This is a genomic window from Gloeocapsopsis crepidinum LEGE 06123 (assembly GCF_015207655.1).
Taxonomy (GTDB): Bacteria; Cyanobacteriota; Cyanobacteriia; order Cyanobacteriales; family Chroococcidiopsidaceae; genus Gloeocapsopsis; species Gloeocapsopsis crepidinum.
Window position 1 is genome coordinate 1 of record NZ_JADEWN010000042.1, and the last position, 25,351, is coordinate 25,351.

Annotated in this window: 27 protein-coding genes; 8 read left to right on the top strand and 19 right to left on the bottom strand. The window is 42.0% G+C overall.

Translation table 11 applies throughout. From position 1 onward, the window contains the following. Positions 1 to 114 precede the first annotated feature (114 nt). The 7 genes from IQ230_RS16300 to IQ230_RS16330 form a co-directional block, all read right to left on the bottom strand. On the bottom strand, positions 115 to 306 hold the full coding sequence (locus IQ230_RS16300; RefSeq protein ID WP_193933153.1) for an NIL domain-containing protein: 192 nt from the start codon (positions 304 to 306) through the stop codon (positions 115 to 117). A gap of 9 nt (positions 307 to 315) precedes the next feature. Beyond that, on the bottom strand, positions 316 to 1,191 hold the full coding sequence (gene cysW / locus IQ230_RS16305) for a sulfate ABC transporter permease subunit CysW (RefSeq protein WP_193933155.1): 876 nt from the start codon (positions 1,189 to 1,191) through the stop codon (positions 316 to 318). Continuing rightward, positions 1,181 to 2,026 (bottom strand): sulfate ABC transporter permease subunit CysT, encoded by an 846-nt coding sequence (gene cysT / locus IQ230_RS16310; protein ID WP_193933157.1) that lies wholly within the window; start codon positions 2,024 to 2,026, stop codon positions 1,181 to 1,183. The genes cysW and cysT overlap by 11 nt, the downstream gene beginning before the upstream one ends. A 76-nt stretch (positions 2,027 to 2,102) precedes the next feature. Further along, on the bottom strand, positions 2,103 to 3,164 hold the full coding sequence (locus IQ230_RS16315) for a sulfate ABC transporter substrate-binding protein (RefSeq protein WP_193933159.1): 1,062 nt from the start codon (positions 3,162 to 3,164) through the stop codon (positions 2,103 to 2,105). A gap of 158 nt (positions 3,165 to 3,322) precedes the next feature. Next, positions 3,323 to 3,529: a DUF6887 family protein gene (locus IQ230_RS16320; RefSeq protein ID WP_193933161.1), complete on the bottom strand. Its 207-nt coding sequence runs from the start codon at positions 3,527 to 3,529 to the stop codon at positions 3,323 to 3,325. Positions 3,530 to 3,663: 134 nt separating this feature from the next. Then, positions 3,664 to 5,052 (bottom strand): asparagine--tRNA ligase, encoded by a 1,389-nt coding sequence (asnS, locus tag IQ230_RS16325; protein WP_193933163.1) that lies wholly within the window; start codon positions 5,050 to 5,052, stop codon positions 3,664 to 3,666. Between the two features lie 88 nt (positions 5,053 to 5,140). After that, positions 5,141 to 5,476: a DUF2203 domain-containing protein gene (locus IQ230_RS16330; protein ID WP_193933165.1), complete on the bottom strand. Its 336-nt coding sequence runs from the start codon at positions 5,474 to 5,476 to the stop codon at positions 5,141 to 5,143. A gap of 106 nt (positions 5,477 to 5,582) precedes the next feature. Between IQ230_RS16330 and IQ230_RS16335 the strand changes: the two genes are divergently transcribed. Next, positions 5,583 to 5,864 carry a DUF6439 family protein gene (locus IQ230_RS16335; protein WP_193933254.1) on the top strand — a complete coding sequence of 94 codons (282 nt, stop codon included), beginning with the start codon at positions 5,583 to 5,585 and terminating at the stop codon, positions 5,862 to 5,864. A 17-nt stretch (positions 5,865 to 5,881) separates the two neighbouring features. Here IQ230_RS16335 and IQ230_RS16340 read toward each other — a convergent pair whose 3' ends face one another. Next, a complete protein-coding gene (locus IQ230_RS16340; RefSeq protein WP_322742447.1) occupies positions 5,882 to 6,286 on the bottom strand; it encodes an ATP-binding protein in 405 nt (134 codons plus the stop codon). Positions 6,287 to 6,768: 482 nt separating this feature from the next. Between IQ230_RS16340 and IQ230_RS16345 the strand changes: the two genes are divergently transcribed. After that, complete coding sequence (locus tag IQ230_RS16345) at positions 6,769 to 6,987, top strand: hypothetical protein (protein WP_193933169.1); 219 nt, start codon at positions 6,769 to 6,771, stop codon at positions 6,985 to 6,987. Between the two features lie 17 nt (positions 6,988 to 7,004). On the opposite strand, the gene rlmD is transcribed toward IQ230_RS16345, so the two are convergent. Further along, positions 7,005 to 8,402: a 23S rRNA (uracil(1939)-C(5))-methyltransferase RlmD gene (gene rlmD / locus IQ230_RS16350; protein ID WP_193933171.1), complete on the bottom strand. Its 1,398-nt coding sequence runs from the start codon at positions 8,400 to 8,402 to the stop codon at positions 7,005 to 7,007. A gap of 84 nt (positions 8,403 to 8,486) precedes the next feature. Here rlmD and IQ230_RS16355 point away from each other — a divergent pair, with 84 nt between their 5' ends. Further along, a complete protein-coding gene (locus IQ230_RS16355; protein ID WP_193933173.1) occupies positions 8,487 to 8,972 on the top strand; it encodes an allophycocyanin subunit alpha-B in 486 nt (161 codons plus the stop codon). A gap of 186 nt (positions 8,973 to 9,158) precedes the next feature. Here the strand turns inward: IQ230_RS16355 and IQ230_RS16360 are convergent, their stop codons facing one another. After that, the gene (locus IQ230_RS16360; RefSeq protein ID WP_193933175.1) at positions 9,159 to 9,887 is read right to left on the bottom strand and encodes a phycocyanobilin:ferredoxin oxidoreductase; all 729 of its coding nucleotides are present in this window, start codon (positions 9,885 to 9,887) and stop codon (positions 9,159 to 9,161) included. Positions 9,888 to 10,199: 312 nt separating this feature from the next. Here IQ230_RS16360 and IQ230_RS16365 point away from each other — a divergent pair, with 312 nt between their 5' ends. After that, positions 10,200 to 10,439 (top strand): hypothetical protein, encoded by a 240-nt coding sequence (locus IQ230_RS16365; protein WP_193933177.1) that lies wholly within the window; start codon positions 10,200 to 10,202, stop codon positions 10,437 to 10,439. Here IQ230_RS16365 and IQ230_RS16370 read toward each other — a convergent pair. Together IQ230_RS16370 and psbP are read right to left on the bottom strand one after the other, a co-directional pair. Continuing rightward, on the bottom strand, positions 10,436 to 11,026 hold the full coding sequence (locus tag IQ230_RS16370) for a Maf family protein (protein WP_193933179.1): 591 nt from the start codon (positions 11,024 to 11,026) through the stop codon (positions 10,436 to 10,438). The genes IQ230_RS16365 and IQ230_RS16370 overlap by 4 nt on opposite strands. A gap of 116 nt (positions 11,027 to 11,142) precedes the next feature. Further along, a complete protein-coding gene (psbP, locus tag IQ230_RS16375) occupies positions 11,143 to 11,685 on the bottom strand; it encodes a photosystem II reaction center PsbP (protein ID WP_193933181.1) in 543 nt (180 codons plus the stop codon). A 181-nt stretch (positions 11,686 to 11,866) separates the two neighbouring features. Between psbP and IQ230_RS16380 the strand changes: the two genes are divergently transcribed. Beyond that, entirely contained in the window at positions 11,867 to 12,475 is a 609-nt protein-coding gene (locus IQ230_RS16380; protein WP_193933183.1) for a hypothetical protein, read from the top strand. Between the two features lie 93 nt (positions 12,476 to 12,568). On the opposite strand, the gene IQ230_RS16385 is transcribed toward IQ230_RS16380, so the two are convergent. The 3 genes from IQ230_RS16385 to IQ230_RS16395 all read right to left on the bottom strand — a co-directional run bounded on the left by IQ230_RS16385 (position 12,569) and on the right by IQ230_RS16395 (position 16,286). Further along, positions 12,569 to 13,573, bottom strand: a complete 1,005-nt coding sequence (locus IQ230_RS16385; protein ID WP_193933185.1) for an endonuclease/exonuclease/phosphatase family protein — start codon at positions 13,571 to 13,573, stop codon at positions 12,569 to 12,571. A gap of 74 nt (positions 13,574 to 13,647) precedes the next feature. Then, positions 13,648 to 14,424 (bottom strand): nickel pincer cofactor biosynthesis protein LarB, encoded by a 777-nt coding sequence (larB, locus tag IQ230_RS16390; protein WP_193933194.1) that lies wholly within the window; start codon positions 14,422 to 14,424, stop codon positions 13,648 to 13,650. Positions 14,425 to 14,462: 38 nt separating this feature from the next. Next, the gene (locus tag IQ230_RS16395) at positions 14,463 to 16,286 is read right to left on the bottom strand and encodes an ABC transporter substrate-binding protein (protein ID WP_193933196.1); all 1,824 of its coding nucleotides are present in this window, start codon (positions 16,284 to 16,286) and stop codon (positions 14,463 to 14,465) included. 117 nt (positions 16,287 to 16,403) lie between these two features. On the opposite strand from IQ230_RS16395, the gene IQ230_RS16400 reads away from it, so the two are divergent. Continuing rightward, positions 16,404 to 17,123: a Uma2 family endonuclease gene (locus IQ230_RS16400; protein WP_193933198.1), complete on the top strand. Its 720-nt coding sequence runs from the start codon at positions 16,404 to 16,406 to the stop codon at positions 17,121 to 17,123. 129 nt (positions 17,124 to 17,252) lie between these two features. On the opposite strand, the gene IQ230_RS16405 is transcribed toward IQ230_RS16400, so the two are convergent. From IQ230_RS16405 to trmD, 4 genes are all read right to left on the bottom strand, one after another. After that, positions 17,253 to 19,028: an ABC transporter substrate-binding protein gene (locus tag IQ230_RS16405; protein WP_193933200.1), complete on the bottom strand. Its 1,776-nt coding sequence runs from the start codon at positions 19,026 to 19,028 to the stop codon at positions 17,253 to 17,255. A gap of 3 nt (positions 19,029 to 19,031) precedes the next feature. Then, positions 19,032 to 19,943: an SMP-30/gluconolactonase/LRE family protein gene (locus IQ230_RS16410; protein WP_322742443.1), complete on the bottom strand. Its 912-nt coding sequence runs from the start codon at positions 19,941 to 19,943 to the stop codon at positions 19,032 to 19,034. After that, on the bottom strand, positions 19,944 to 20,423 hold the full coding sequence (gene ispF / locus IQ230_RS16415) for a 2-C-methyl-D-erythritol 2,4-cyclodiphosphate synthase (protein ID WP_193933202.1): 480 nt from the start codon (positions 20,421 to 20,423) through the stop codon (positions 19,944 to 19,946). A 158-nt stretch (positions 20,424 to 20,581) separates the two neighbouring features. Next, entirely contained in the window at positions 20,582 to 21,292 is a 711-nt protein-coding gene (gene trmD, locus IQ230_RS16420) for a tRNA (guanosine(37)-N1)-methyltransferase TrmD (RefSeq protein WP_193933204.1), read from the bottom strand. A 365-nt stretch (positions 21,293 to 21,657) separates the two neighbouring features. Between trmD and IQ230_RS16425 the strand changes: the two genes are divergently transcribed. Further along, positions 21,658 to 22,518: a cyanophycinase gene (locus IQ230_RS16425; protein WP_193933258.1), complete on the top strand. Its 861-nt coding sequence runs from the start codon at positions 21,658 to 21,660 to the stop codon at positions 22,516 to 22,518. Between the two features lie 137 nt (positions 22,519 to 22,655). Continuing rightward, entirely contained in the window at positions 22,656 to 25,349 is a 2,694-nt protein-coding gene (gene cphA, locus IQ230_RS16430; RefSeq protein WP_193933206.1) for a cyanophycin synthetase, read from the top strand. The last annotated feature ends 2 nt before the right edge of the window (positions 25,350 to 25,351 follow it).

Below are 25,351 nucleotides of genomic sequence, written 5' to 3' on the forward strand. Positions count from 1 at the left end.
CTGGTGTCGGAGACTGAGCAAAGATTATGAGGTTTTACCTGCCACTTCTGAGGCGATGATTCAAGTTGCGATGATTCGTCTTATGTTGAGACGATTGGTATAGTCTTTGACTTTTCAGACATCCTCTAAATCAAACCAGCCATCATCGCGACCGTTAGGGTTGAGTAATGCAGCAGATATATTAACAGTCAGATTATGCTGAGAAATCAGATGTGAAATGACTGGTTCCTCACGTAATTGCTTAAGGATGCAAACTTTGATACGAGTTGTGGTTGATCTATTTTCAGCTTGACTGGAAACTACCATTTAAATGACCTATTCCTCTACATCCTTAATGCTAGTTTTGCGTTCTAGAATTTCTTTAAGTACTAAGGTAACTAGTGCTAAACAAGCGAGTAATACCGATGCAGCAAATGCTGCTTGTGACTCGTATTGCTTATAAGCTTCTTCAACATACAGTGGTAACGTTTGTGTTTTACGAATAATGTTGCCAGATACAACAGAGACAGCACCAAATTCACCCATGACTCTAGCGTTAGTCAAAATCACACCGTAGAGTAAACCCCACCGAATGTTAGGAAGGGTAACACGCCAAAATATTTGCCAATCTTTTGCCCCTAAGGTTTTAGCAGCTTCTTCTTGATCTGTACCAGCTTCTTCTAATACAGGAATCACCTCTCTAGCAACGAAAGGCATAGTGATAAAAGCACTGGCAATAATCATTGCTGGTAGTGCAAAAATAATTCTGACATTAATTGCTTCTAGACTCGGTCCTAACCAACCGCTTCTACCGTAAAGTAGTATCAACATCAAGCCTGCCACTACAGGAGATACGGCAAAGGGCAAGTCTATAATACTAACAACTAAAGCACGACCAGGAAACTTGTGCCGTGTAATCGCCCAAGCTGCACATAAACCAAACACAGTGTTGATTGGTACAACAATTAAAGCAATTAGAACTGTTAATTGAATTGCATTGATAAATGCTGCATCCGAGAAATTCGCAAAGAAAGGTCCTACTCCATTTCTGAAAGCTTGGATGAAAACATTGATTGCAGGAAGAAATAATACTAGTCCAAGATAGGTAATTGCAATGCCAATTAATGCAATTTTGACCCACGGGGCTTCTTTTGTTTGAGAACCTGCTTTATTTTGGGCAATAACATCACTACTTAAAGCATTAGACCTCATAGCGTCTCCTCCAAGCTTGTAATAAATTGATCCCCACGAGAATAAGTAGCGAAATTAGTAATAAAACAGTACCGATGACAGTTGCGCCTGCATAGTCGTATTGCTCTAAGCGTTGGAAAATTAGTACAGATGCAATTAAATCCTTAAATGCGATATTGGAAGCAATAATCACAATCGAACCGTACTCGCCTACTGCACGCGAAAAGCCTAGTGCAACTCCTGTTAGCAACGCTGGCAATAATGGTGGTAAGACTACACGCCAAAAGGTTTGGATGCGAGAAGCACCTAAACTCCAAGCAGCTTCTTCAACATCAATATCTAATTCTTGTAAAACTGGTTGCAGCGATCGCACGACAAATGGCAAAGAGATAAACAACATTGCCACACCAACACCTAACCGCGTAAAGGCAACTCTGATACCTAAAGGTGTGAGTAAAGAACCAACCCAGCCGGTTTCACTATAAACCGATACTAAGGTTAATCCTGCAACTGCTGTTGGTAAAGCAAAGGGTAAATCAATTGCTGCATCAACAAATCGCTTCAAGGGAAAATCGTATCGTACTAAAACCCAAGCAATTAAAGTTCCAAATACTGCATTGACTGAAGCTACAAATATTGCAGTAACAAATGTTACATCATATGCTGAAAGCGCTACAGGACTTGTCGCAATTTGCCAAAATTCTGCTGGTGATACCGTTGCTGCCCTCAAAAATAACGCAGCAACTGGCAAAAACAGCATAAATGTCATGTAAGTAATCGTAATCCGCCACGGCCATGTTAGGTGGAACTTCGGATTTTTACGTACAGGGATGGGTTGAGTGGAGGATACCGCCATAAATTAAGCAGAATGATATATGTGGTAGTTATGAAGTGGTTTTTTAAAGAAGCGATCGCCCTTTGTCGCACGATGCCTATCTTGCTGCAGCTAAACTTGTTTGAATTTTGTCAAACTCAGCGCCATCTTCAAAAAACTGCTGTTGTACTGTATTCCAGCCTCCCAGGTCTTGTACTGTAAATAGCGTTTCAATCTTGGGAAACTGATTGGCAAATTCTTTTTCTACTGTAGGGTCAACTGGTCTAAATCCTACTTTGGCAAACTCTCGTTGTGCAGCAGGAGTAAAGAGAAATTGAACAAAAGCTTCTGCTATTTCGCGATTGCCGTGTCTGTCAACGTTTCTATCTACGACTGCAATCGGATTATCAATTGATATGTTGACTTTTGGTACTACATATGGCAGCTTTTCACCTCGTTGGGCTGCAAATAGAACTTCGTTTTCATAGTTAACTAAAGCATCGCCTTCTTCTTGGTTAAAGAAGACATCACTCGCTTCACGCGCATCTCGCGGTAGCACAGGCGCATTTTGATAAACTTCGCGGGCAAAGTCCAAAGCTTCGGTATCGCTTCCTCCAGTTTCTTTAATTGCGCCCCATAATGCTAAAAAGTTCCACCGCGCCCCACCAGAGGTTTTTGGATTAGCTGTAACAACTTTGACGTTATTTTTAGTTAAATCTGACCAAGTTTGAATGCCTTGAGGATTGCCTTCACGAGTCACAATAGCGGCTACAGATTTGTGTACAATCGCATTATTTGGCGCTTCTTTTTCCCAGCCTGGTTGAATTAAGCCCGCTTTTTCAACTTTTTTCATGTCAAGTGCTAATGCTAACGCTACAACATCAGCATCTAAGCCATCGACTACCGCACGAGTTTGAGCGCCAGAACCACCATAACTTTCGTTAAACAGCACATTTTGATTGTGTTGCTGTTTCCACATCGCTGTAAACTGCGGAATAATTTCTTTATACGCGGCTTTCGTAACAGCGTAGGACACTAGTGTAATCTCGACATCACGGTTTTGAGCACTAGAAGGCGCACACGATGCGATCGCTACACTTAATCCGACTCCTACTAAGAATAGGGACACAAACTTCTTCCACGATGCTCGTAGCGTTGGGATAATTTGCAGCAGCCCCATGAAACCTTCTCCTTGAAACTCCGGTTATTCGGTCGGGATACCGGATTTAATTCCCTGGAAGTCGATTATACACAGCAAACAGGAGAAAAGCAACGAAACTCAGCGATCGCACTTGCTGAGTTTCTACATTAAGTTATGACCTTGTATTTTAAAGAAGGCTATAGTTCTGGTTTGCCCTGAATTTTGCGGCGAAAAGCTTCTTCCATAGTCTTGATCCCTGCCTCATCTAAAGGTGCTGGATACTTTTTAGCATTAGGATCTCGTCGATTCACGAATAACTCATAGGTAGCTTCATCATCATTGCGACGCTCCTTGACATAATCTCGCAACTCTGCTAAAGGCATAGCTTTAAAATCAGGTTTCATTAAAAAGCTCTTAATTACCGTCACGCCTTACAATTACCTGAATATTGTCTGCTGTGAGAAAGCATCTGACATACGCGCAAACAAGCAAAAGCTTGAGCTACAGTTGGTTGAACTGTGATTTACCTCCTACTATGTTAAAACTCTGCACTTAATGGCGATCGCGGAAACGGAATCACATCGCGGATATTGCCCATACCTGTCATGAATTGCACCAAGCGCTCAAATCCTAAACCAAACCCAGCGTGAGGAACTGTACCATAACGGCGTAAATCTAAATACCACCACAAATCAGCAGGATTCATACCTTGAGCTACAATTCTACGCTCTAATACGGCTAATCGTTCTTCCCGCTGCGAACCGCCAACAATCTCCCCAATCTTAGGTGCAAGAATATCCATCGCGGCAACGGTTTTTTCATCGTCGTTAAGCCGCATATAGAATGCTTTAATCTCAACAGGATAATCAGAAACAATAACGGGTTTTTTAAATAACTGTTCGGCTAAATAGCGCTCGTGTTCTGATTGTAAATCTAAGCCCCACTTGACAGGATACTCAAACTGTGTATCAGCTTTTTCTAAAAGAGCGATCGCTTCTGTATAAGTAATTCGTTCAAACTGGTTATGAATAATATTTTCAGCCGTTGCAATTACCGAGTTATCAATCCGTTGGTTAAAGAACTCCATATCTTCGGGGCAAGTCTCTAACACATACTTGAAGATATGCTTGAGAAACGCTTCAGCTAAATCCATGTTTCCCTGAAGATCGCAAAATGCCATTTCAGGTTCAATCATCCAAAATTCAGCTAGGTGGCGCGATGTATTAGAATTTTCAGCGCGGAAAGTGGGACCAAATGTATAAACATTACTAAATGCCATTGCCATGACCTCAGCTTCGAGTTGCCCACTAACAGTGAGATACGCCTTGCCACCAAAAAAATCTTGGCTAAAATCAATATCTTGGGTTTCTGTACGCGGGACATCCTTGAGGTCAAAACCTGTGACAGTAAATAATTCGCCTGCACCTTCACAATCGTTGCGCGTGATAATTGGCGTATGTACCCACAAAAAGCCGCGTTCTTGAAAGAATTGATGCACCGCAGTTGCGCAAGCATTACGTACGCGAAAAACGGCACCTAAAGAGTTGGTACGCGATCGCAAATGTCCAATGGTGCGTAAAAATTCAAACGAATGACGTTTCTTTTGCAGTGGATATGCTTCGGGATCAGCTTCTCCGTAGACTTTCACGCTTTGTGCTTGTAGTTCTATGCGTTGTCCTTTACCTTGCGAAGCGACAAGTTTTCCGTTAACCTCAACGGAAGCTCCAGTATTGACTTGCTTTAACAGCGACTCATATTCTGGAAGTTCAGCATTAAGTACGACTTGCAGGCTAGCTAAAGAAGAGCCATCGTTAACTTCAATAAAAGCAAATCCTTTAAGATCGCGTTTTGTCCGTACCCAACCTTGAATTAATACAGACTCGTCCGGTTGACCGTGCCGCAAAATATCTATAATCCGTTTGTGCATGAATAGAAGCAATCCTTGCGCAGCAACAATGGCAAATGTAAAGATTATTATACTTTCCTAGACGCTGGCAGGCGCGAAGCCTACGTTACTACCTTACACAGGATCGTAACATCCACCCGATCAGTATTCCTAAACCACCAAAGCGTACGGCTTGCCAAAATGGTTCTTTCAGGCTTCCCCAAGAAAACAACTGACTTTCTAAATTCATTTCGATTTCTTCGAGTTCGGCTTTGATGCGGTTTAGTTCAGCTTGAAATTCTTTTGTTCTACCAAGTTCTTTTTGGCGCTGCTGAAGTGTTGCTTGACGCTGTAAATCGTTTTGTACTTGGTTGTAGCGTTGTTTTAATGCAACAAGCGATCGCTCTATTTCTGCAAGCGATCGCTCTATTTCACTGGATAATGGATCTAGGGGCGACTGCGCCATTTTATTGAAGATTTAAGGTTTGTGTATCTTGTATAGCAAACACTAAATTAATTAGTATGCATTCAAAATTATAAGTAAGAATAAATGAAAATACTTTTTGATGACTATGTTGCAAACTGAACATAATAAGAATTTTGATCTCCAAGACTTGAGTACTTTAGAATTAGCTCAAGCTTTAATGGCAAGACTTGCGATCTCTCCTCAAGACTGGCATCGATTGAAGTCTAACCGCAAAGTACGTGCGAGTGAACAAGCTGCGGCAGCAATTATATTTTTGCTGCAGAATCAACCTGAAGAAGCTTTACAACGATTACAGCAAGCATCTGGCTGGTTAGATCGTTCGATTTCAGCACCACCTTGCCCTACACATGGACATAATAGGGAGTAAGAGCGTGGAGCGAGGGGCTAGTGTAATAGTGGTAGGCGAAAACGATTATTAAAGTGTTTGCCGAGTCTTAATTCTGTTCCGTTATCGTTCCAATGCACGCGATCAAAAATTTTGTGGAGAATACACAGTCCCCGACCATTTTCTGATTCTTCGGGAGGTAAGTGTTCATGAGGGTTTCCCTTACACTCACAAGGGGGAGTAAATCCGCAACCTTCATCGGAAATCAACCACCAATAGTGGTCGTCTTCTATCTTGAATTTAACGATAACTAATTTGCTGGGATCGAGGTTGTTTCCGTGCTTTGCTGCGTTGACTAATGCTTCTTGAAGTCCTAAGCGCAGTTCAGCTTGCCATCTACAGGGTACCTCTGCTAAAAGTAAGTCCAAGATTGGACAAAGATAAAGAGTTGAGGCAAAGCTAATTGTACCCCAGGGACGTCCTACTGGACGAGGTGAAATAGTAATCACAGATCAAAAACCTCGTAACTTTTAGCTAGTAAATATCGGCTGATTTTTTGCTGATTTTAGTTACTTAAATCCAATTCACTTTGAGCAAAAATAAAATAGATATCAAAAAAATTGGAACATTTCAGCGAAATGCAGTTTGTGATCTGATGCTATAGTCTATTGTGATAAATATGATTGTGCAGTCATTTAGTTGTATCAAGCTTTCAGCCCTTAAAAGCATAGATTCCTCGTCGTTTTCTGCCAATCTATAAAACAAAAGCCTAACCTAAGTTGGCTTACCTGCTGATATACTTGTAAACCGTTTTTCTAGCCAAAAAAAGCAGGTTTATATATATTCTAACATTTATATGCTTAGAAACAATACTTTAAGTATTGGTATGTGCGATCGCAACTTACAATGATGCTCGACAAAATCTAATTGTTGTCAATTGTGAATTATGGTAATGCTGCAACTTAGTCGAGTTGATGTCTCACCAGGTCAAAGCAGCAATTTGAGGACGTTTTTAGCAGAGTTAGGTGGATATCGTAGCTCACGAGTTGCCTACACTCAAGGCACATTAGAGATTATGACACCGCTGTCAGAGCCTGAAGTGACTCAAGGACTAGTAGAAGATATCGTAAAAATTTTACCTGAAGAAAAAGTGACTAGTGACTAGTTGCTAGCCACTATCAACTAACTACTAACAAGAAAGGCTGCACATTCTACGTGCGATGTCTGCGGGAAAAAATCTGCGGGTTGTACTCGAACGAGATGATAGCCTGTTTGACACAGTAACTTGAGATCGCGGGCAAGAGTTGCGACTTTACAGCTAACGTAGACAATTTGTGATGGTTGAACTTGCAATAAAGTTTCAATAACTGTGCGATCGCATCCTTTGCGTGGAGGATCGAGTAAGACAACATCAGGTACAATTTTTAGCTGTGGTAGCAATTTTTCAACTGCGCCTACTTGAAAGGTAACATTATTGATATGATTTAAATTTGCATTGTGTTGTGCTTGCTGTACTGATATTGGGTGCAATTCTAAACCAATAGCTTGTCTAACTTGTGGTGCTAGAGGTAAAGCGAACGTACCAATTCCACAATACGCATCGAGTAAGACTTCGTGTCCTTGTAAATTGAGTTGCTGGCTAATTTCTTGCAACAAAGCTTCGGCAATTTCGGTATTCACTTGAAAAAATGTTTCTGGACGGACTTGAAATTGCAATCCAGCAAATTCTTCAATTAAGTAAGCTTTTCCTGCAATACACCGAGTTTCTTGCCCAAAAATGGCATTGGTGCGATCGGGGTTTCGATTGAGGGCTACTCCTACTAACTCTGGATAGCGCTGTAACCACTCTTGAGCTTGAACCGCAATTTCTGGTATCCAATCTTTAACTACTAATGTTAAAAGCATTTCTCCAGTACGACGCCCAATCCGCAAAGATAAGTGACGAATTTGCCCTTTGTGGTGTTTTTCATCGTAGATTTGCCAGTTATGATTTTGAATATCTTGCTTGACTTCGCGCAGTAGAGGATTTAATCGCGAGTCTTGTACGGGACATTGATTAAGATTAATTAATTGATGAGTGTTTTTTTGATAGTAACCAGCTTGGACTTGCCCTGCCGCTGAAATTCCTAAAGGATATGTCGCTTTGTTACGATAGCTTAACGCTGAAGGTGCAGCGAGAACAGAATTAACGGGAGGATTGCTAAATCCGCCGATGCGTTGCAAAGCTTGAACAACTAAAGTTTGCTTTGCTTCTAACTGATATTCATAATTGATATGTTGCCACTGACAACCACCACATTTATCAGCAACGATACAACTCGGACGAATGCGGTGTGGAGACGATGTGAGTAACTGATAAAGCTTAGCACGAGCGAATTGGGGCTTAGTGTAGGTGAGTCGTACTAAAGCGCGATCGCCTGGTACAGTATCAGGAACAAAGACAATGCGATCGTCAAATCGCCCTACTCCATCACCTGTATCACTTAAGTCGTAAATAACAACTTCAATTAAATTTCCCTGTCGCCACAAATCTTTTGACTGATTTTGAGCATTGATATTAGATAATTCTGTTAAAGACACAGTATTCTCTCTCTTTCTTTGAGTGCCACTGACTCGTTAAACTACAAGTGATATTCTTTTTTGATCTTTGAGATACCCTTAATCATGAGCATAGTTAGCAACGTTATTCTCAAAGCCGACGATGAACTGCGTTATCCTAGCAGCGGCGAACTAAAAAACATTAAAGATTTTTTGCAAACCGGCGAACAACGGATGCGTATTGCTAGTACGCTAGCAGAAAATGAAAAGAAGATCGTGCAGCAAGCCAGCAAACAACTTTGGCAAAAACGCCCAGATTTTATTGCCCCTGGCGGAAATGCTTATGGCGAACGCCAACGGGCTTTGTGTCTGCGTGACTACGGTTGGTACTTGCGCTTGATTACTTACGGTGTTCTTTCTGGTGATAAAGGACCAATTGAAAAAATTGGTTTGATTGGTGTTCGAGAAATGTATAATTCGCTCGGTGTACCAGTACCAGGAATGGTTGAATCAATTCGTTGTCTTAAGGAAGCATCTTTGGGCTTGTTAAGTGCAGAAGATGCTGCTGAAGCTGCACCCTACTTTGATTATATTATTCAAGCTATGTCTTAGAAGCTTGGCGGTTAAAACCGCAGCTACACTAAACTTTACCTGTCTTGACAGGTTTCTCTAACACTGAATTCCTTTAGTCTATTAAACCGCGACTTGAGTCGCTAGGCTTCAACAAACGCCCCACTGTCTACGACTGTTACTGGCATTTCTGTTAGAATGATCGCAGGTGGTGGGGACTGTTTTGATTCACTCAATGTAGTCAAATAACACTGTAGTCATATAACGATCTGCCCATTCTTTACCAAAAGCTTTTTCTAGAACGCGGCGGGTTTTATCGTTTTGCTGTTGTTGTGTACAGTAATTGCGTTGACCTGCTAGAATTTGTGCTTGTTGCGCTGTAGATACAGGCTGAGCAGCGATCGCCTGGGTAACGTGAATTTCTAGGTAGCTTTGCACTTGCTGAAGAAACATTGCTTCTTCGATTTCACCATTAGGACGAATGAATAGGCAAAACTTTGAAAAAATATGACCCCAGTCTGGAAGTTCTCTGGGTTGCGAAAAATTGGCTTCTGGAAGCGTTGCTAGTGCTTGGGAATAGGAATTAGGTAAGCTACCATCACAAACAGGAGATAAATCGGCGATCGCTGCACTAATTTGCCCTCTACCGCCGACTAAGTCGCAACCAAACATGGGTAAATTGTATTCAGGGCGGGGAAACATAACGCAATGTAGAATATCGAGCGTTGTTCCTACTTTGGCAAGTTCGAGGTGCATTTTGCGGAACTGCGGCGTTTGATAGCAGCGATTCTCGATTGTGAGTTTTTCTCCTTCTAATTTTCCTTCTACATACCCAAACTCATGGGGTAACTGGTAAGGAGAAAGTTCTAGACGCTGCCAAACTGACTCGATACTATCAGCCAATTGACGAATTAAAGGATGTTGTTGTGATCGTAGTGAGTAGGTCGTGGATGTCATAAAACAACACTTGTGAACTGGTTGTTTTAACTAGATTACCGCTAGCAGTAGTACTGCTAGCACAAAAGTAAATTTATGAAACAACTCCTTGCTCAAGGCTACTAAGGTTTTGTAGCATAAGCTACAGAAAATATATAAAATATTTGTATTGACTTTAAGGCTCAGCAACTGAAGTCGCTGCTTTACAGGTAAAGTCCAGCTGGTGCGTGGACTAATAAAGTTGAATGTCAAAAAAAACCTGTGAAGACAGGTTTTGTCTTTATAGCTGCGGTTTCAACCGAATCAGCGTTGTCGCTATTGAAGGAAACAGTAATGAAGCTTGATGTCCATAAAATGACAGACGCCCCGATCTGGAGTATTGAACATTTTCTGAATGAAGTACAGCCAGAATTTACAGCAAATAGTTGGGTACAGCTACAAGATCTTCCTAGCGATTATAGTCACGATGAAGCGCTGCTATTGTGTCAGTTGTCGCATGATGAATGGGTAGCGTGGGTTCCCCAACATGGAGAAGTTATTCTCCATGCACATCAGTTTTGCGCATTACACTAGAGCCAAAAATCTGTAATATCGTAGCTAAGATCGCTCAACATTTGGCGTAGTAGCGGTAAACTCAAACCAATCACATTTGTGTGACAGCCCTCTAACTTCTCTACAAATAAACCACCTTTGCCTTCTAAGGCAAAACCTCCCGCACATTTAAGAGGTTCTCCTGTCGCTACATAAGCTTCAATTTGACGATCGCTTGCATTGGCAAAGTAAACTCGCGTGACTTGGCAGCGTACTAAGGTATGCTGTTGTTGTAGGTCAACGAGAGCATGACCTGTATAAAGTTCACCAACATTACCCCGCATTTTCTGCCAACGGGCGATCGCTTCTTCAGTGTTAGCTGGTTTCCCATGAATCTCGCTACCAATTAATAAAACAGAATCACACCCCATAATCAGCGCAGAATTAAATTGAGGTGCAACAGCTTCAGCTTTACTTCGGGCTAAAGTTTTGACTAACAACCGAGGATCGCGTTCTTGAATTTGAGATTCATTGAAGTTGCTAGGAGAAACTGTCGGTTCAATTCCTACACTTTGTAACAAACGACGTCGCGCTGGGGAAGCAGAAGCAAGTACAAATTGCATAGCCATTTGAGAGAGATTTGAATGCGTGAGTTTTGAGTTTTGAATTTTAGAAAACTCTTAAACTTCTTAACTCAATAGTTATTACTCGTAACTGTTAAAGAACTTATAAATCCACAGAGTCACTAATAAACTGTAAAAGATTTGACGACTGCATCTAGTGTAGGCTTGACTTTCGTCCAACGTCGTTCGGGGGTAGAAGCGTTGAAAGTGAATAGCTTACCACGACTGATGGCAACACTAGCCATGTTATGTCTTTGCTGTTGATTGGGTAGTTTAACTGTGTACTCTAAAAGGTAATAGGTTTTTGTATCTGTTTCCAATTCCTCAGCATTAACTAACTCGGCTTCTCGCCCAGAGTCAACAGGTGCGATCGCACTTTTACCGAGTTTATAACCTACTTCGCTTGGGTTTCCCAAATCAGCTAAGGTTTTGCCTTGAGGAACATCACTAATAACGACAGAAACATTTTCAGTTGTCTCAATCAAATCGTGAAGTACGACATCGGGACCATTCGCTACACTAACAGGAACCCACCCATTCGGATACAAAAACTCATATCCATCAGTGCTATCAACATAACTTTTCAAGCCAGAAACGGCGGATGTACAGCTTGTCAGACCAACGCTAACAGCGATTAACAAAATGACTAACAGTCGTCTTAACATTTTTCTCTAAGATTTTTAGCGATCAGTTGATTGGGAAAATTTAGGTAGCAAAAATACACTCTTCTCGGTAGCGATAAGCAAAGCATAAATCAATGCAATTTCAATTATCTCACCTTGGGATACTCGCTTTGATGAGTGTTACTTGTCAAGATGAAATCACAACTCGATTGGGAATACGCATATGCTGACAACGGCAGAACTACGCTGGTTTTATCCTGGTAAACTACCAGAAGGCGTCTTACAGTGGTTTGAGCAAGATCAGCTTGGATTAGCATCAGCGGAGGAACGCGAGGATATTTACTTATATGTTCCTGAAAGTGATTTTGTGGGAATTAAACTGCGACAGGGAAGATTAGAAATTAAATGGCGCAAAGCCGAATTAGGTGATTTACAATTTGGCAAAGTTATAGGTAAAGCAGAAAAGTGGACAAAGTGGCTGTGTGAAGATTCCAGTAATGAATGCTTTCAACCGAACGAGGTGACAGGTAAATTTTGGGTAAGTGTCAAGAAAAAACGCACTCAGCATACATATAAAAGTCTTGCTGATCAATTAATCAGTGTAAATGTGGGAGACGAGAATGAAGAAGGCTGTAATGTAGAACTCACTGAATTAGAAGTTAGTAGTAATGTGTGGTGGAGTTTAGCTTTTGAAGCTTATAGTAAAAGCGATCGCACCTTAGAAAATCTTAAAGAAACAGCCAGCAGGATACTTCAAAACTATCACCATCGGCAACTAGAAGCGAAAGACTCTTATGCTTATCCCCACTGGTTATCTTTAGTTATTAAGTAATATTTGTAATGATATTAAATTTAGTTAATTACTAACAATTAAAGTAATGAGTGAAGAGCAACTGGTCACTCTTCACTATCCATCAGTAACTTATTAGTCTTTATCTGTAAAGTAAAATCGTGTTAGTACAGGAAGATGATCGCTGATAGTACCAATAATTTCTTCTAGAAGTTTTCTCGTTCGCTGTCCTCGTTGATTTTTGAGTAGTGCATTCCACTCAATGACTACTGATTTTCCTAAAGCATTATTTTCATCTGCTGATTTTTCTTCGATTGCATCAGCGATCGCGTGAGTAACCGCAATAAAGTCTAAACGAGATCTTTGCCCACCAACTCGTAAATGACTACCTTCACCGTCGTCATGAAACCCTGCAAATTTCAGAATTTTTTGTTCTTCTAATTCTTGAATTGCTTCCCATTCTGGGCGATCGGCTGGAGCATTCCAATCACCTGCTATGATGACATCCTCATCGGTAGCTTCCATTAACAGCCAATCTGCTAAAAGTCTCGCAGCTTCAGAACGTTGTTCTCGACCGCCACCGCGTTGTGATTTTAAGTGTACGCCAATCAGTTCAAAATCAAACGGGTCTTCTTGTAATTCCCCTTCCTGCTCCTCTATAGCTCTAACAACAAACTTGCCATACAATGGTAAGCGAGGAAAAACTGCTTTTCTACTAGAACCTCGTCCTGTCCCCACAACAACTGTAGGATTGTCAGTAAAAATTTCTTCGATATCTGTAGAAGCTTTGACCCACTCCATGTCATACATAAAGGCGACTCGCAGATCTCCGCCTGTTGTTCCATAGACAACTTTATACAATCCGGCTCCTGCTTCAGTTAAACTTTGAGCAACTTTATCGAGTGAACCTGCTTCTATTTCCTGAAGTACAAATAAATCTGCATTTAACTCTTGCATAATATTTGTAATTTGTTCTACGCGCTTTGGATCGCGTGTATTGAAGAACTTGATATTCCACGTGATGACATCTAGAAAATGATCTGTTCCTTGTAAATCATCCGGAACAAAGTCACTGAGAAACTCGGAAAGATGGTCATTATCAGCAATAGGGATACTAGAATTTGATAAGGTGCCTACCATACAAGTCTCCAGAAAAGTAGAGTTTGCCTTTTCACCCGCTGTCTACTACAGCTGACGTAAAATCAATTCCAGATTTACTTTTGTGATTGCCACTTGTTCACTGTTCTCAAAATTTGTCCTGCTAAAACAGCCGCACCAAAACCATTATCAATATTTACGACTCCGACTCCCGCAGCACAAGAGTTGAGCATTGTCAAGAGGGGGGCTAATCCACCAAAACTCGCACCATAACCAATACTGGTAGGAACTGCGATTACAGGACAATCGGCTAAACCAGCAACCACACTTGGTAACGCGCCTTCCATCCCTGCAACGACAATTAAGACATCTGCTGATTCAATGACATGGCGATTATTCAGTAGACGGTGGATACCAGCAACGCCAACATCCCACAACCTCTGAACGCGAAACCCAGAAAGTTCAGCAGTCATAGCGGCTTCTTCTGCTACGGGTAAATCGGCAGTACCAGCCGAAAGAATCCCAATCGTACCGGAGTATTGAGGTTCTATGGTAGGAGCAATTGCACAAATTCGCGCCATTGCATAGTAATGCAAATTCGGCACTTTTTCTTGTAGTTGTGCATAAACTTCTGGTTCAATCCGCGTCGCCATGACAACAGAACCGCGATCGCGCATTGCCATCATAATTTGGGCAATCTGATCGGGTGTTTTACCTAATCCCCAAATAACTTCGGGAAAACCTGTGCGTAAACGGCGATGATGATCGACACGGGCAAAATCACCTACAGGTTCATAGTTTAGATGTTTGAGCTTATCTAAAGCCTCTGCTGGATTAACTTCACCAGCAGCAACAGATTCTAAGAGCGATCGCAAAGCTTCAGGTTGTGTCACCGTTTTCTCTTCTTTAACTACTAGCCACTAACCACTCACTATTCTGTCACTTTTAGTTCATACTTGTTCCACAGCGTACCGCTAAGCGAACCGAGGGCTGAGTATTTTACGCCTTGAATGCGATCGCGAATTGCAGCAATTGAGAGTGGATTCACTAAATAAATAAAAGGTAAATTCTCTTGAGCAATACGTTGTGTCTGTGCGTAAATTTCTTGACGTTTAACTTCATCAAACTCCTGCGCCCCTTGAATGTAAAGTCGCCCAATTTCTGCTTCCCAATCTGCGACTTCCCAGCCTATTAATGGTTCTTGTCCTGCTAAAGGTTTTTGATTAAAAGTATGCAATCCACCATCAGGGAGCCAAGTATTTGCACCATCGTGAGGTTCAATGGTTCCTGAGATAAAACCTAAAAGATGACATTCCCAATCAAGTGAATTAGAAAGGCGATCGACAAGTGTATTAAAATTCATGGGATTAAAATCAACTTGAATGCCAATTCTACTTAAATCTTGCCTAATTTGCGCTCCCATTGCGACACGAGTTCTATTTTCTGCGTTTGTAATCAGTGAAAAACGAACGCGATTACCTTCAGCATCTATTAATTGACCTTTGGGATTATATTTAAATCCAGCATTCATTAATAATTCTCTTGCTTTATCTTGATTGTATTCGTAAGTTTTCAAGCCTTGTTCAGGTGAAAGATAATAAGGACTTTGGGGAAAAATCGGTGAATTTTGAATCATCCCAACGCCACGAAATGCATTATTGAGCATTGTTTGACGATCGATTGCGTGGGCGATCGCTTGGCGAAATTCTAATGTATTAAACCAACGCGATTTAACGGGATCGACGACATATTTTCCGCTTTCTCTACGACCTTTGTTAAGATTAAAAGAAATAAAAGTTTGAGTAAATCTTGGTCCTCCATTGTAGACAGTAAATCTACCCCGCTTTTCCTCGCGTTTCAGCAATGAAAAGTTTTCGGGTGAAACTTCAATGCTATCTAATCCTCCCGAACGAAATTGTAAAACACTTGTGTCAGTTGATTCGATGATTTGCCAAACAACACGATCAATGTACGGTAATTGATTTCCTTCACTATCTTTACGCCAGTAGTGAGGATTACGACGAAAGATAACGCGTTGACCTGGACTATAACTTTCAATTTTGTAAGGACCATTAACAATAACTTGGCTAGGATCTGTGTTTGTGCCCCATACTGATAAAAATTGAGGTTTTCCTTCACTATCTTTAGTAGTAATATATTGAGATAATGCGTGTTTTGGTAAAATTCCAACTTGATTGCTTGCACCACCTGTAGTTGCACTTAAAAAAGGTGCAAAAGGTTCCGGTAGGAGAAATTCAACACGGCGATCATCTATTTTATTAACTTGAGGAAAACTTCCCCTTTCACCTACTTTAAAAGTATCTTTCCAATCTGTAGGAATTGCTGGATTAGCAATAATATCTTGATAAGTAAAAACAACATCATCAGTAGTTAATGGTTCGCCGTCAGACCATTTTAAGTTTTCGCGAAGTGTAAAAACTATGCGCTTTTGATCGTCAGAAATTTCCCAAGCTTCAGCTAACGCTGGTTCAATTTCTGTGGTGATTGCATTAAGTGAAGTTAACCCTTCTGCAGTGAATAAAAATACGTGAGGAAACTCCTGATTAAATGCATAGTTGAACGTTTTAGGATCGCCTAACGTACTGACAACCCATTGCGATCGCGCTGTCTCAGCTTTCAAAGTTTGTGGCTGACAACCAATAAGTATAAATTGAAATACTATAAAAAAAACTACACTTAATAATAATGAAAGTCGACGACAAGTTAAGCGAGAAAGAATGTTAGCAGTTAACATGAGCTAAAAACGAATTCTTGGAGATGCTGTTGATATTAGCCGAGTTGCAGCAGTATCTTGCTAAGAATGTGAAAATTAAGGCAATCAAATCTTCGATTAGATACCACAGGTTTTGCAATGGTACTCAATCAATCGCTAAAAAAACAGCAACCGAATGAACACGAGTATAAATCCATTCCTCCCTTAGAAAGTGGCGATCGCCTAACCCGCCACGAATTTGAACGCCGCTATACCGCCATTCCAGATATTAAAAAAGCAGAACTGATCGAAGGAGTCGTCTACGTGGCGTCACCGTTGCGTTTTACAAATCATGCAGAACCTCATAGTAATCTCATTGGCTGGATGTGGACGTACCGCACTGCTACACCAGGAGTAAGGTTGGGTGATAACGCGACAGTACGTTTAGATTTAGATAACGAACCACAGCCTGATGGAGTGTTGTTTATCGATTCCACTGTGGGAGGAAAAGTGCAGTTGAGTGACGATGATTATCTCGAAGGCGCACCAGAATTAGTGGTAGAAATTGCTGCGAGTAGTGCAGCGTATGACCTCTATGATAAGAAAAATGCTTATCGTCGTAATGGGGTACAAGAGTATTTAGTTTGGCAGATCTACGAGAATAAATTGGATTGGTTTCAGTTATTTGAAGGTGAATATCGACAACTCGAACCTGATATAGAAGGTATAGTGCGATCGCACGTTTTTCCTGGGCTGTGGTTAGCTGTCAGTGAACTTCTTGAAGGAAAAATGGCTCAAGTTTTAGCTGTGCTACAGCAAGGATTAAATTCTCCAGAACACGCTGAATTTGTGCAAAAATTGACAAAGCTTAGCGGTTAAAACCGCAGCTATACAAACAAAACCTATCTTCATAAGTTTTTACAAAGATAGATTGTTACACAAGTCCACCTTCGTGGACTTAGTTTTTTAGCCGCGAATAAATTCGCCAGGCGATCTACCAAATTCACATTAATCTACCATTCTCAGCTCATAAATATTCCAGAAAGCACCACCCAATGCAGAATATTGCACGCCTTGAATGCGATCGCGTACCGCTGTCATTGCTAAAGGACTTACAAGATAAATAAACGGTAAATACTCTTGAGTCAACTGTTGAGTTTCAGCATAAATTGCTTTGCGTCGTGACTCGTCTAACTCCTGCGCCGCATCAATATAAAGATCGGAAATTTGCTGTTCCCAGTCTGCAACTTCTCGCCCTTCAAGTGGTGGTTGTCCTGGAAGTGGTTTTTGATTAAAACTATGCAAACCGCCGTCAACTGACCAAATGTTAGCGCCACTATTAGGTTCAACGCCACCCGAAATGCTTAATAAATGACAATCCCAATCAAGCGTATTTACAAGGCGATCTACTAAAACGCTAAAAGCAATCGGATTAAAGTCAACCTGAATACCAATTTGGCTCAAGTCTTGTTTAATTTGTGCGCCCATTGCTTCCCGAATGCGATTACCTGCATTTGTAATCATTGAGAAGCGGACGCGATTGCCATCAGCATCAAGCAACTGACCTGCACTATTGTACTGAAATCCTGCTTGGCGGAATAGTTCTCTTGCCCGATCGGGATCGTATTCATATACTTTTAGTCCTTCCTCTGGTGAGAGGTAATAAGGACTTTGTACAGAAATTGGTGAATTTTGCAATTCCCCCAAACCACGAAAGATATTATTAATCATCCGTTGACGATCAATTCCGTAGGCGATCGCCCGTCTGAAATCTGGAGAATTAAACCATCGTGACTTGACTGGATCGACTAATGGACGACCGTTTCTGCTACCTTTATTGAGATTGAACGAGATAAAGTTAGTTCCAGGTGCAGGACCATCTTCGTATATGGTGAAGTTACCCCGATCTTCTTCACGTTTGAGGAGTGAAAAGTATTCAGGTGTAACCGCAACAGCATCTAAACCTTGCGAACGAAACTGAATGAGGGATGTATCAGTAGATTCTACAATTTGCCAAATGAGACGCTCAACATAAGGTTGTGGATTGCCTTGAGAATCGCGCCGCCAATAGTATGGATTGCGTCGATATACAACACGCTGACTAGTAACATATTCCTCAAGTTGATAAGGACCATTCACAATAATTTGCTGCGGTGGTGTATCAACTCCCCATGTTGTTAAAAATCGAGGATTTCCTTGAGAATCTTTGGTTTCGACTGCTTCGCGCAAAGCATGAGCAGGTAAGATAGGTAAACCTGTAATCCGTAAAAAAGGTGCAAAAGGTTCTGGAGTGGTGAATTCTACTGTACGTGCATCAAGTTGACGAACAGTTGGTAACGCTCTACTTTCGCCAATACGCAAGATATCCCTAGTATCAGTGGGAATTGCTTCGTTAAGATAAACGCTGTTGTAGGTAAAATCTACATCATCAGCAGTTAATGGTTCTCCGTCAGACCACCTTAGTCCTTCGCGTAACGTAAAGGTAATTCTCAGGTTATCTTCAGCAATCTTCCACGATTCGGCTAAAGCTGGTTCAACTGCACCAGTCAGCGGATTCTCTGTGACTAAACCGTCGTAGGTCAAACCAAAAATATTTGGGGACTCTTGATTCAGCGCATAGTTAAAAGTTTTCGGATCGCTTAAGACACTAACTACGATTTGTGGAACTTGTGCGGCTACTGTTTCAAAATTAGCAGGATTGCAACCCGAAAGCGCGATCGCTAAAACAAAACTCAACCCAATGGCAACCCAACGACGTAAAATACTTGGTATTGTAGCGTTCATCCTTCACCCTGCAAATTCATAAGTAGGCATACCTGAAGTATTCGTAGTGAGGCTAAATAAGTCTCCTGAATAAAAGCTTTTTTGAATTTCTTCCTCACTCAAACCGACTGACGCAGTTGTAATATAAAGTGTTGCTAAATCTTGATTACCAAAAACACAACACGTAGGGCGCTGCACAGGCATAGAAATCCGCGCCATCTCTTTTCCTATCGGATCAAACTTAACAACACACCAGCCATCCCAAATCGCCGACCAAACACATCCATCGCGATCTACCGTCAAGCCATCAGGAACGCCAGAATCAATATCAATCTCAGCAAACACGCGCTGATTACTAACATTGCCATTGTCTAAATCAAAGTCGAATGCGTAAATCTTTTTTAAAGGCGAGTCAGTTAAATAAAATGTATTTTGATCGGGACTCCATCCAAGTCCATTTGATACCGTTAACCCTGTTAAAAGAACGTGCAAAGAACCATCAGGATCGTAGCGAAACAACCGCGCTTTATTGCCACTTGTAGACATTGAACCAAACCAAAAACGCCCTGCTGCATCACATTTACCATCATTGAGGCGAATATCTGATGGTTTCTCTTTTTCAACCTCAATAATCGGTGTCACTTCACCATTACTAGTATCTAAAAAAGCCAATCGATGGCGCAGCGCCATAATAAAACGGTCTGTTCCTGCTGGTGCAATACAACCAACAACTTCACCCACATCAAAGAATTTTTGTTCGCCTGTTTTTGGATCGAATTCGTGAACTCGGTGATTGTAAATATCAACCCAGTATAGTAATTGCTTTTGTGAATGCCAACAAGGACCCTCCCCTAGCCTTGCTCTAGCCGTGAGAATGTTTTTAGGCGATTCATTAACAAAATTTACCATAGCGATCGCACCCTCTGACCTCTGCACTTAAGCCTGTTGAAGTAATGCTACTGCATACGCGGCGATTCCTTCTTCTCTGCCTACGGGACCTAATTTTTCATTTGTTGTTGCTTTAATTCCAATTTGATCGGGTTGTACTGCTAAAACTTCTGCAAGGCGCGATCGCATTTGTTGAATATGCGGTTTTAATTTTGGACGTTCCGCGACAACTACCGAGTCTATATTGCCAATTTGCCAGCCGCGATCGCCGATGAATTGATTTACTTTTGCAAGTAAAACTAAACTATCTGCACCTTTCCACTGCGGATCAGTTGGTGGAAAATACAACCCAATATCACCCAAACTCAAAGCACCTAGCATCGCATCCATAATCGCATGAGTAAGGACATCAGCATCACTATGTCCGAGCAAACCGCGATCGTGTGGAATTTCAACACCACCCAAAATCAAACGCCGATCAAAGCTTAATTGATGAATATCGTAGCCGTTACCAATCCGAATGTTCATGAGCGCAGTTATAAAAACCCTCTTTTAGTAACGATACATCAGTTGTTAATTAGTAATAGGTAGTTGGTAATTGACAAGAGTAGAGTAGTTATTGATTATCTGTTAGCTTTAGCGATCGCATTCAAGTTCTCACCCTATTACCAGTGACCGATGACCTATTACCTGTCTATATCTGATTGCGATTTGATACTTTCCAACCATTCAGCATAGAGATCGGGGCGGCGATCGCGCGTACGTTCAATTTGTTGTTCATAGCGCCACCGTGCAATTTTTTCATGATTTCCTGAACGCAACACATCAGGCACTTTCCACCCGCGAAACTCCGCCGGACGTGTATATTGTGGATAGTCTAACAACCCAGCTTCAAAACTTTCGGCTTTGAGTGATTCAACTTTACCTACTGTTCCAGGAAGTAACCGCGTGACGCCATTAATTAACGCTAGTGCCGGAATTTCGCCTCCAGTCAGCACAAAATCACCTAAAGAAATCTCTCGCGTGACTAAATGCAGTACTCGCTCATCGACACCTTCATAATGACCGCAAATGACGACTAATTGCTCGTATGTCGCTAAGTCTTGAAGTAAAGGTTGCTTCAATGTTTGACCTTGGGGAGTCATCAGAATAACCTCCCGTCGAGGTAAAGTGGGTAAAGATTCAATCGCCGCAAAGATGGGTTCAGGCTTTATCAACATTCCCACACCACCACCATAAGGTTCATCATCAACTTTGTGATGCTTATCTGTTGTAAACTCGCGGGGATTGATTAAGTTAACTGTGGCAATTTGTCTTGCTAAAGCTTTCCCTAACAATCCTGACTTCAGGGCAGAGCAAAAAAAATCTGGAAACAGAGTAACTATATCAAATCGCACAGTAATCCAGTAAAGAAACAGCTAATTTGATGAATTAGTTAGTGACTAGTAGCTAGTGGCTAATGGTACAGGTGGGATGCCTGTGACTTCTGTAACTTAATGTTTTAGCTAAAAGTTTTTCTAATTGCTTAAATTATGTTTAAATATTTTCACATCTTGCGGATTATTATTAAAGATTCAGGGTTAAAAATTGCTCGACTTAGGAGCAATCCTCAGCAAAGCAGTTGCTTATCAGACCTGTTCGTACTTGTGGTGCAGCAATGAGCGATCGCGGGCGTCTGTTGAGCATCAGATCGCGGATGCGATCTGAATTCACTGATCTGCGGTCGGGTTTAAGTTCCCTGAGGCTGAAAAGAGGAAGACACATGGCGCAATTAGAAGCTCAATTGCTAGAAATGAGAAAGCCCCAATCTACTACAACCGCCGTATTGATTATAGGTGGTGCTGAAGACAAAGTTCACGGCAGAGAAATATTACAAACGTTTTTTAACCGCGCTGGCGGACAAAATGCCCACATCGCGATTATTCCCTCAGCTTCACGCGAACCAGCCATCATTGGTAACAGATACATGAGTATCTTTGAAGAAATGGGAGCTAAGCAAATTGAGCTACTAGACATTCGCGAGCGACAGCAGTGTGAAGATCTTAATGTCCAAAAGTGTTTAGAAACTTGCACCGGAGTATTTTGGACTGGTGGAGATCAACTTCGTTTATGTGGTGTATTAGCTGATACTCCCGCAATGGAGACAATTCGCCAGCGCGTACAGTGCAACGAACTAACATTAGCTGGAACGAGTGCCGGAGCCGCCGTAATGGGTCATTATATGATTGCGGGTGGTGGCAGTGGCGAGTCGCCAAATCGTTCCTTGGTTGATTTAGGAACAGGCTTAGGGATTATTCCTGAGTTGATTGTCGATCAACACTTTCAAAACCGCAACCGCATGGCACGCTTAATTAGTGCGATCGCTTGCTATCCAGATCGTTTGGGTATTGGTATTGATGAAGATACCTGCGCTTTGATAGAAAGTGATGGAACTTTACAAGTGATGGGGAAAGGAACTGTCACCGTAATTGATCCTGGTGAAGTAACACATACTAATTACAGTGAAGTTACAGCTACCGAACCTTTGAGCCTACATAACTTACGTCTACACATTCTCGGTTATGGCGATCGCTATCACTTGTATAAGCGCAAAGTTTTATCTACGAGTCATCTCCAGAAGTAATTGGAGTTACTGTGGCACTATCATTAAGTAAGTTATAACTTCCTACCATAGATAGCTGACAAACTGTTCTCAATGAACAGTTTCCTGCTTACGCACAAGTGGAAACTAGATTATTGGATGCGAATTCAAGAGCGCACATGAGAATCCTCAAAATCCAGACATTACGCGGTCCCAATTACTGGAGTATTCGACGGCACAAGCTAATCGTCATGCGATTAGACTTAGAAGAGTTAGCTGAGAAACCTTCCAACGAAATATCAGGCTTCTACGAAGGATTAGTCGAGGCACTACCAAGTCTGGAATCACACTTGTGTTCGCCTGGCTGTCATGGTGGTTTTTTGATGCGGGTGCGTGAAGGCACAATGATGGGGCACATTATCGAGCACGTCGCCCTAGAATTACAAGAACTTGCAGGAATGCCCGCAGGATTTGGTCGGACAAGAGAAACGGGAACTCCTGGAGTGTATCAAGTTGTCTTTGAGTACCAAGAAGAGCAAGCAGGACGTTATGCCGCCAGGGCAGCAGTGCGCCTTTGTCAAAGCATTGTTAATAAAGGGTACTATCTCCGACAAGAACTTGAGCAAGACATCGAAGACCTTAGCGAACTACAGCGCGATGCCGCACTAGGACCAAGTACCGATGCGATTGTCCAAGAAGCCGAAGCACGAGGTATGCCTTGGATGTCGTTGGGAACGCGCTTTTTAATTCAACTCGGCTACGGTGTCCATCAAAAACGCATTCAAGCGACGATGACAGCCCAAACAGGAATTTTGGGAGTTGAACTTGCCTGTGACAAAGAAGGAACAAAACGGATCTTAGCAGATGCAGGTGTGCCAGTTCCTAGAGGCACAGTGATTAACTATTTTGATGAACTTGAAACTGCGATCGCGGATGTTGGCGGCTACCCGATTGTAATTAAACCTCTTGATGGCAATCATGGTCGAGGGATTACGATTGATATTCGTAATTGGGAAGAAGCTGAAGCGGCTTATGATGCAGCACGAGAGGTGTCACGGTCAATTATTGTTGAACGATACTATACTGGTCGCGACCACCGCGTTTTAGTTGTTGATGGTAAAGTTGTAGCTGTAGCAGAACGCATACCTGCCCACGTTGTCGGTGATGGTGCGAGTACAATTGAAGAACTTATTAAGCAAACGAATCGCGACCCGAATCGCGGTGAAGGACACGATAATGTTCTGACTCGCATTGAACTTGACCGCACTAGCTACCAGCTTTTAGAACGACAGGGGTATACTGTTGATACTGTGCTACCTAAAGATGAAATTTGCTATCTGCGCGCGACAGCAAACTTAAGTACTGGTGGCATTGCTGTAGACCGTACTGACGATATTCACCCCGAAAACGTTTGGTTAGCACAGCGAGTCGCTAAGGTTATTGGTTTAGATATTGCAGGAATTGATATTGTCACAGAAGACATCACGCGTCCTTTGCGTGAAGTTGATGGCGTGATTGTGGAAGTTAATGCTGCCCCTGGGTTTAGAATGCACGTCAGCCCTAGTCGCGGAATTCCTCGCAATGTTGCGGGGGCTGTATTAGATATGCTGTTTCCTCCCGAAAAACCCAGCCGCATTCCCATTTTAGCGGTGACTGGTACCAATGGTAAAACGACAACAACACGACTACTCGCCCATATTTTCAAACAAACAGGTCAGGTTATCGGTTATACAACAACTGACGGGACATATATTGGCGACTACTTAGTCGAACCAGGTGATAATACAGGTCCGCAAAGTGCGCAACTGATTCTACAAGATCCGACTGTGGAAGTTGCTGTATTAGAATCGGCACGCGGAGGCATTTTACGCTCAGGGTTAGCATTTGATGCTAGTAACGTTGGCGTCGTGTTGAATGTTGCTGCCGACCATCTAGGCATCGGCGACATTGACACCATCGATCAAATGGCACACCTGAAGAGTGTCGTTGCTGAAGCTGTCTTACCTAATGGTTATGCTGTATTGAATGCAGATGACGTACGCGTGGCTGCGATGCGCGATCGCGTCAAATCACAAGTTGCTTTCTTTACCATGAGTCCTGACAATGAACTGGTGAAGCAGCACACTCAACAAGGTGGATTAGCCGCAGTTTATGAAAACGGTTACTTATCAATTCTCAAAGGTGATTGGACACTACGCATCGAACAAGCAGTGAATGTACCGCTGACAATGGCAGGTAAAGCACCGTTTATGATTGCTAATGCCTTAGCCGCTAGTTTAGCCGCTTTTGTGCAAGGAGTCTCGATTGAGCAAATTCGCGCTGGGTTGACTACATTTAAAGCCTCGGTGAATCAAACACCAGGACGCATGAATCTATTCAATTTAGGTCGCTATCATGCACTCATTGACTATGCTCATAATCCTCATAGTTATGAAGCATTAGGTGGTTTCATTCGCAATTGGACTGGTGAGAGAATTGGCGTCGTTGGTGGACCAGGCGATCGCCGCGATGAAGATTTTATTACACTCGGTAAACTCTCTGCCGGAATTTTTGATCGCATTATTATCAAAGAAGATGATGATACTCGTGGGCGATCGCGTGGTTCAGCTGCTGAACTTATCCTCAAAGGTATCATGCAAGTCAAGCCTGATTGCCCTTACGAGTCAATTTTGGACGAGACAACTGCGATCAATAAAGGACTAGATAGCGCCTCTGACGGCAGTTTAGTTGTCATCTTACCTGAAAGTGTAACGCGGGCAATTAGCTTAATTGAAGCGCGTCGCCCTGTTGGAGATGATATCCAACAACCAAATGAGAATTCAACAGCAGATACGCAAATTAGCGTACAATCTTCCGTTGCTAATCAGTTGTAAGC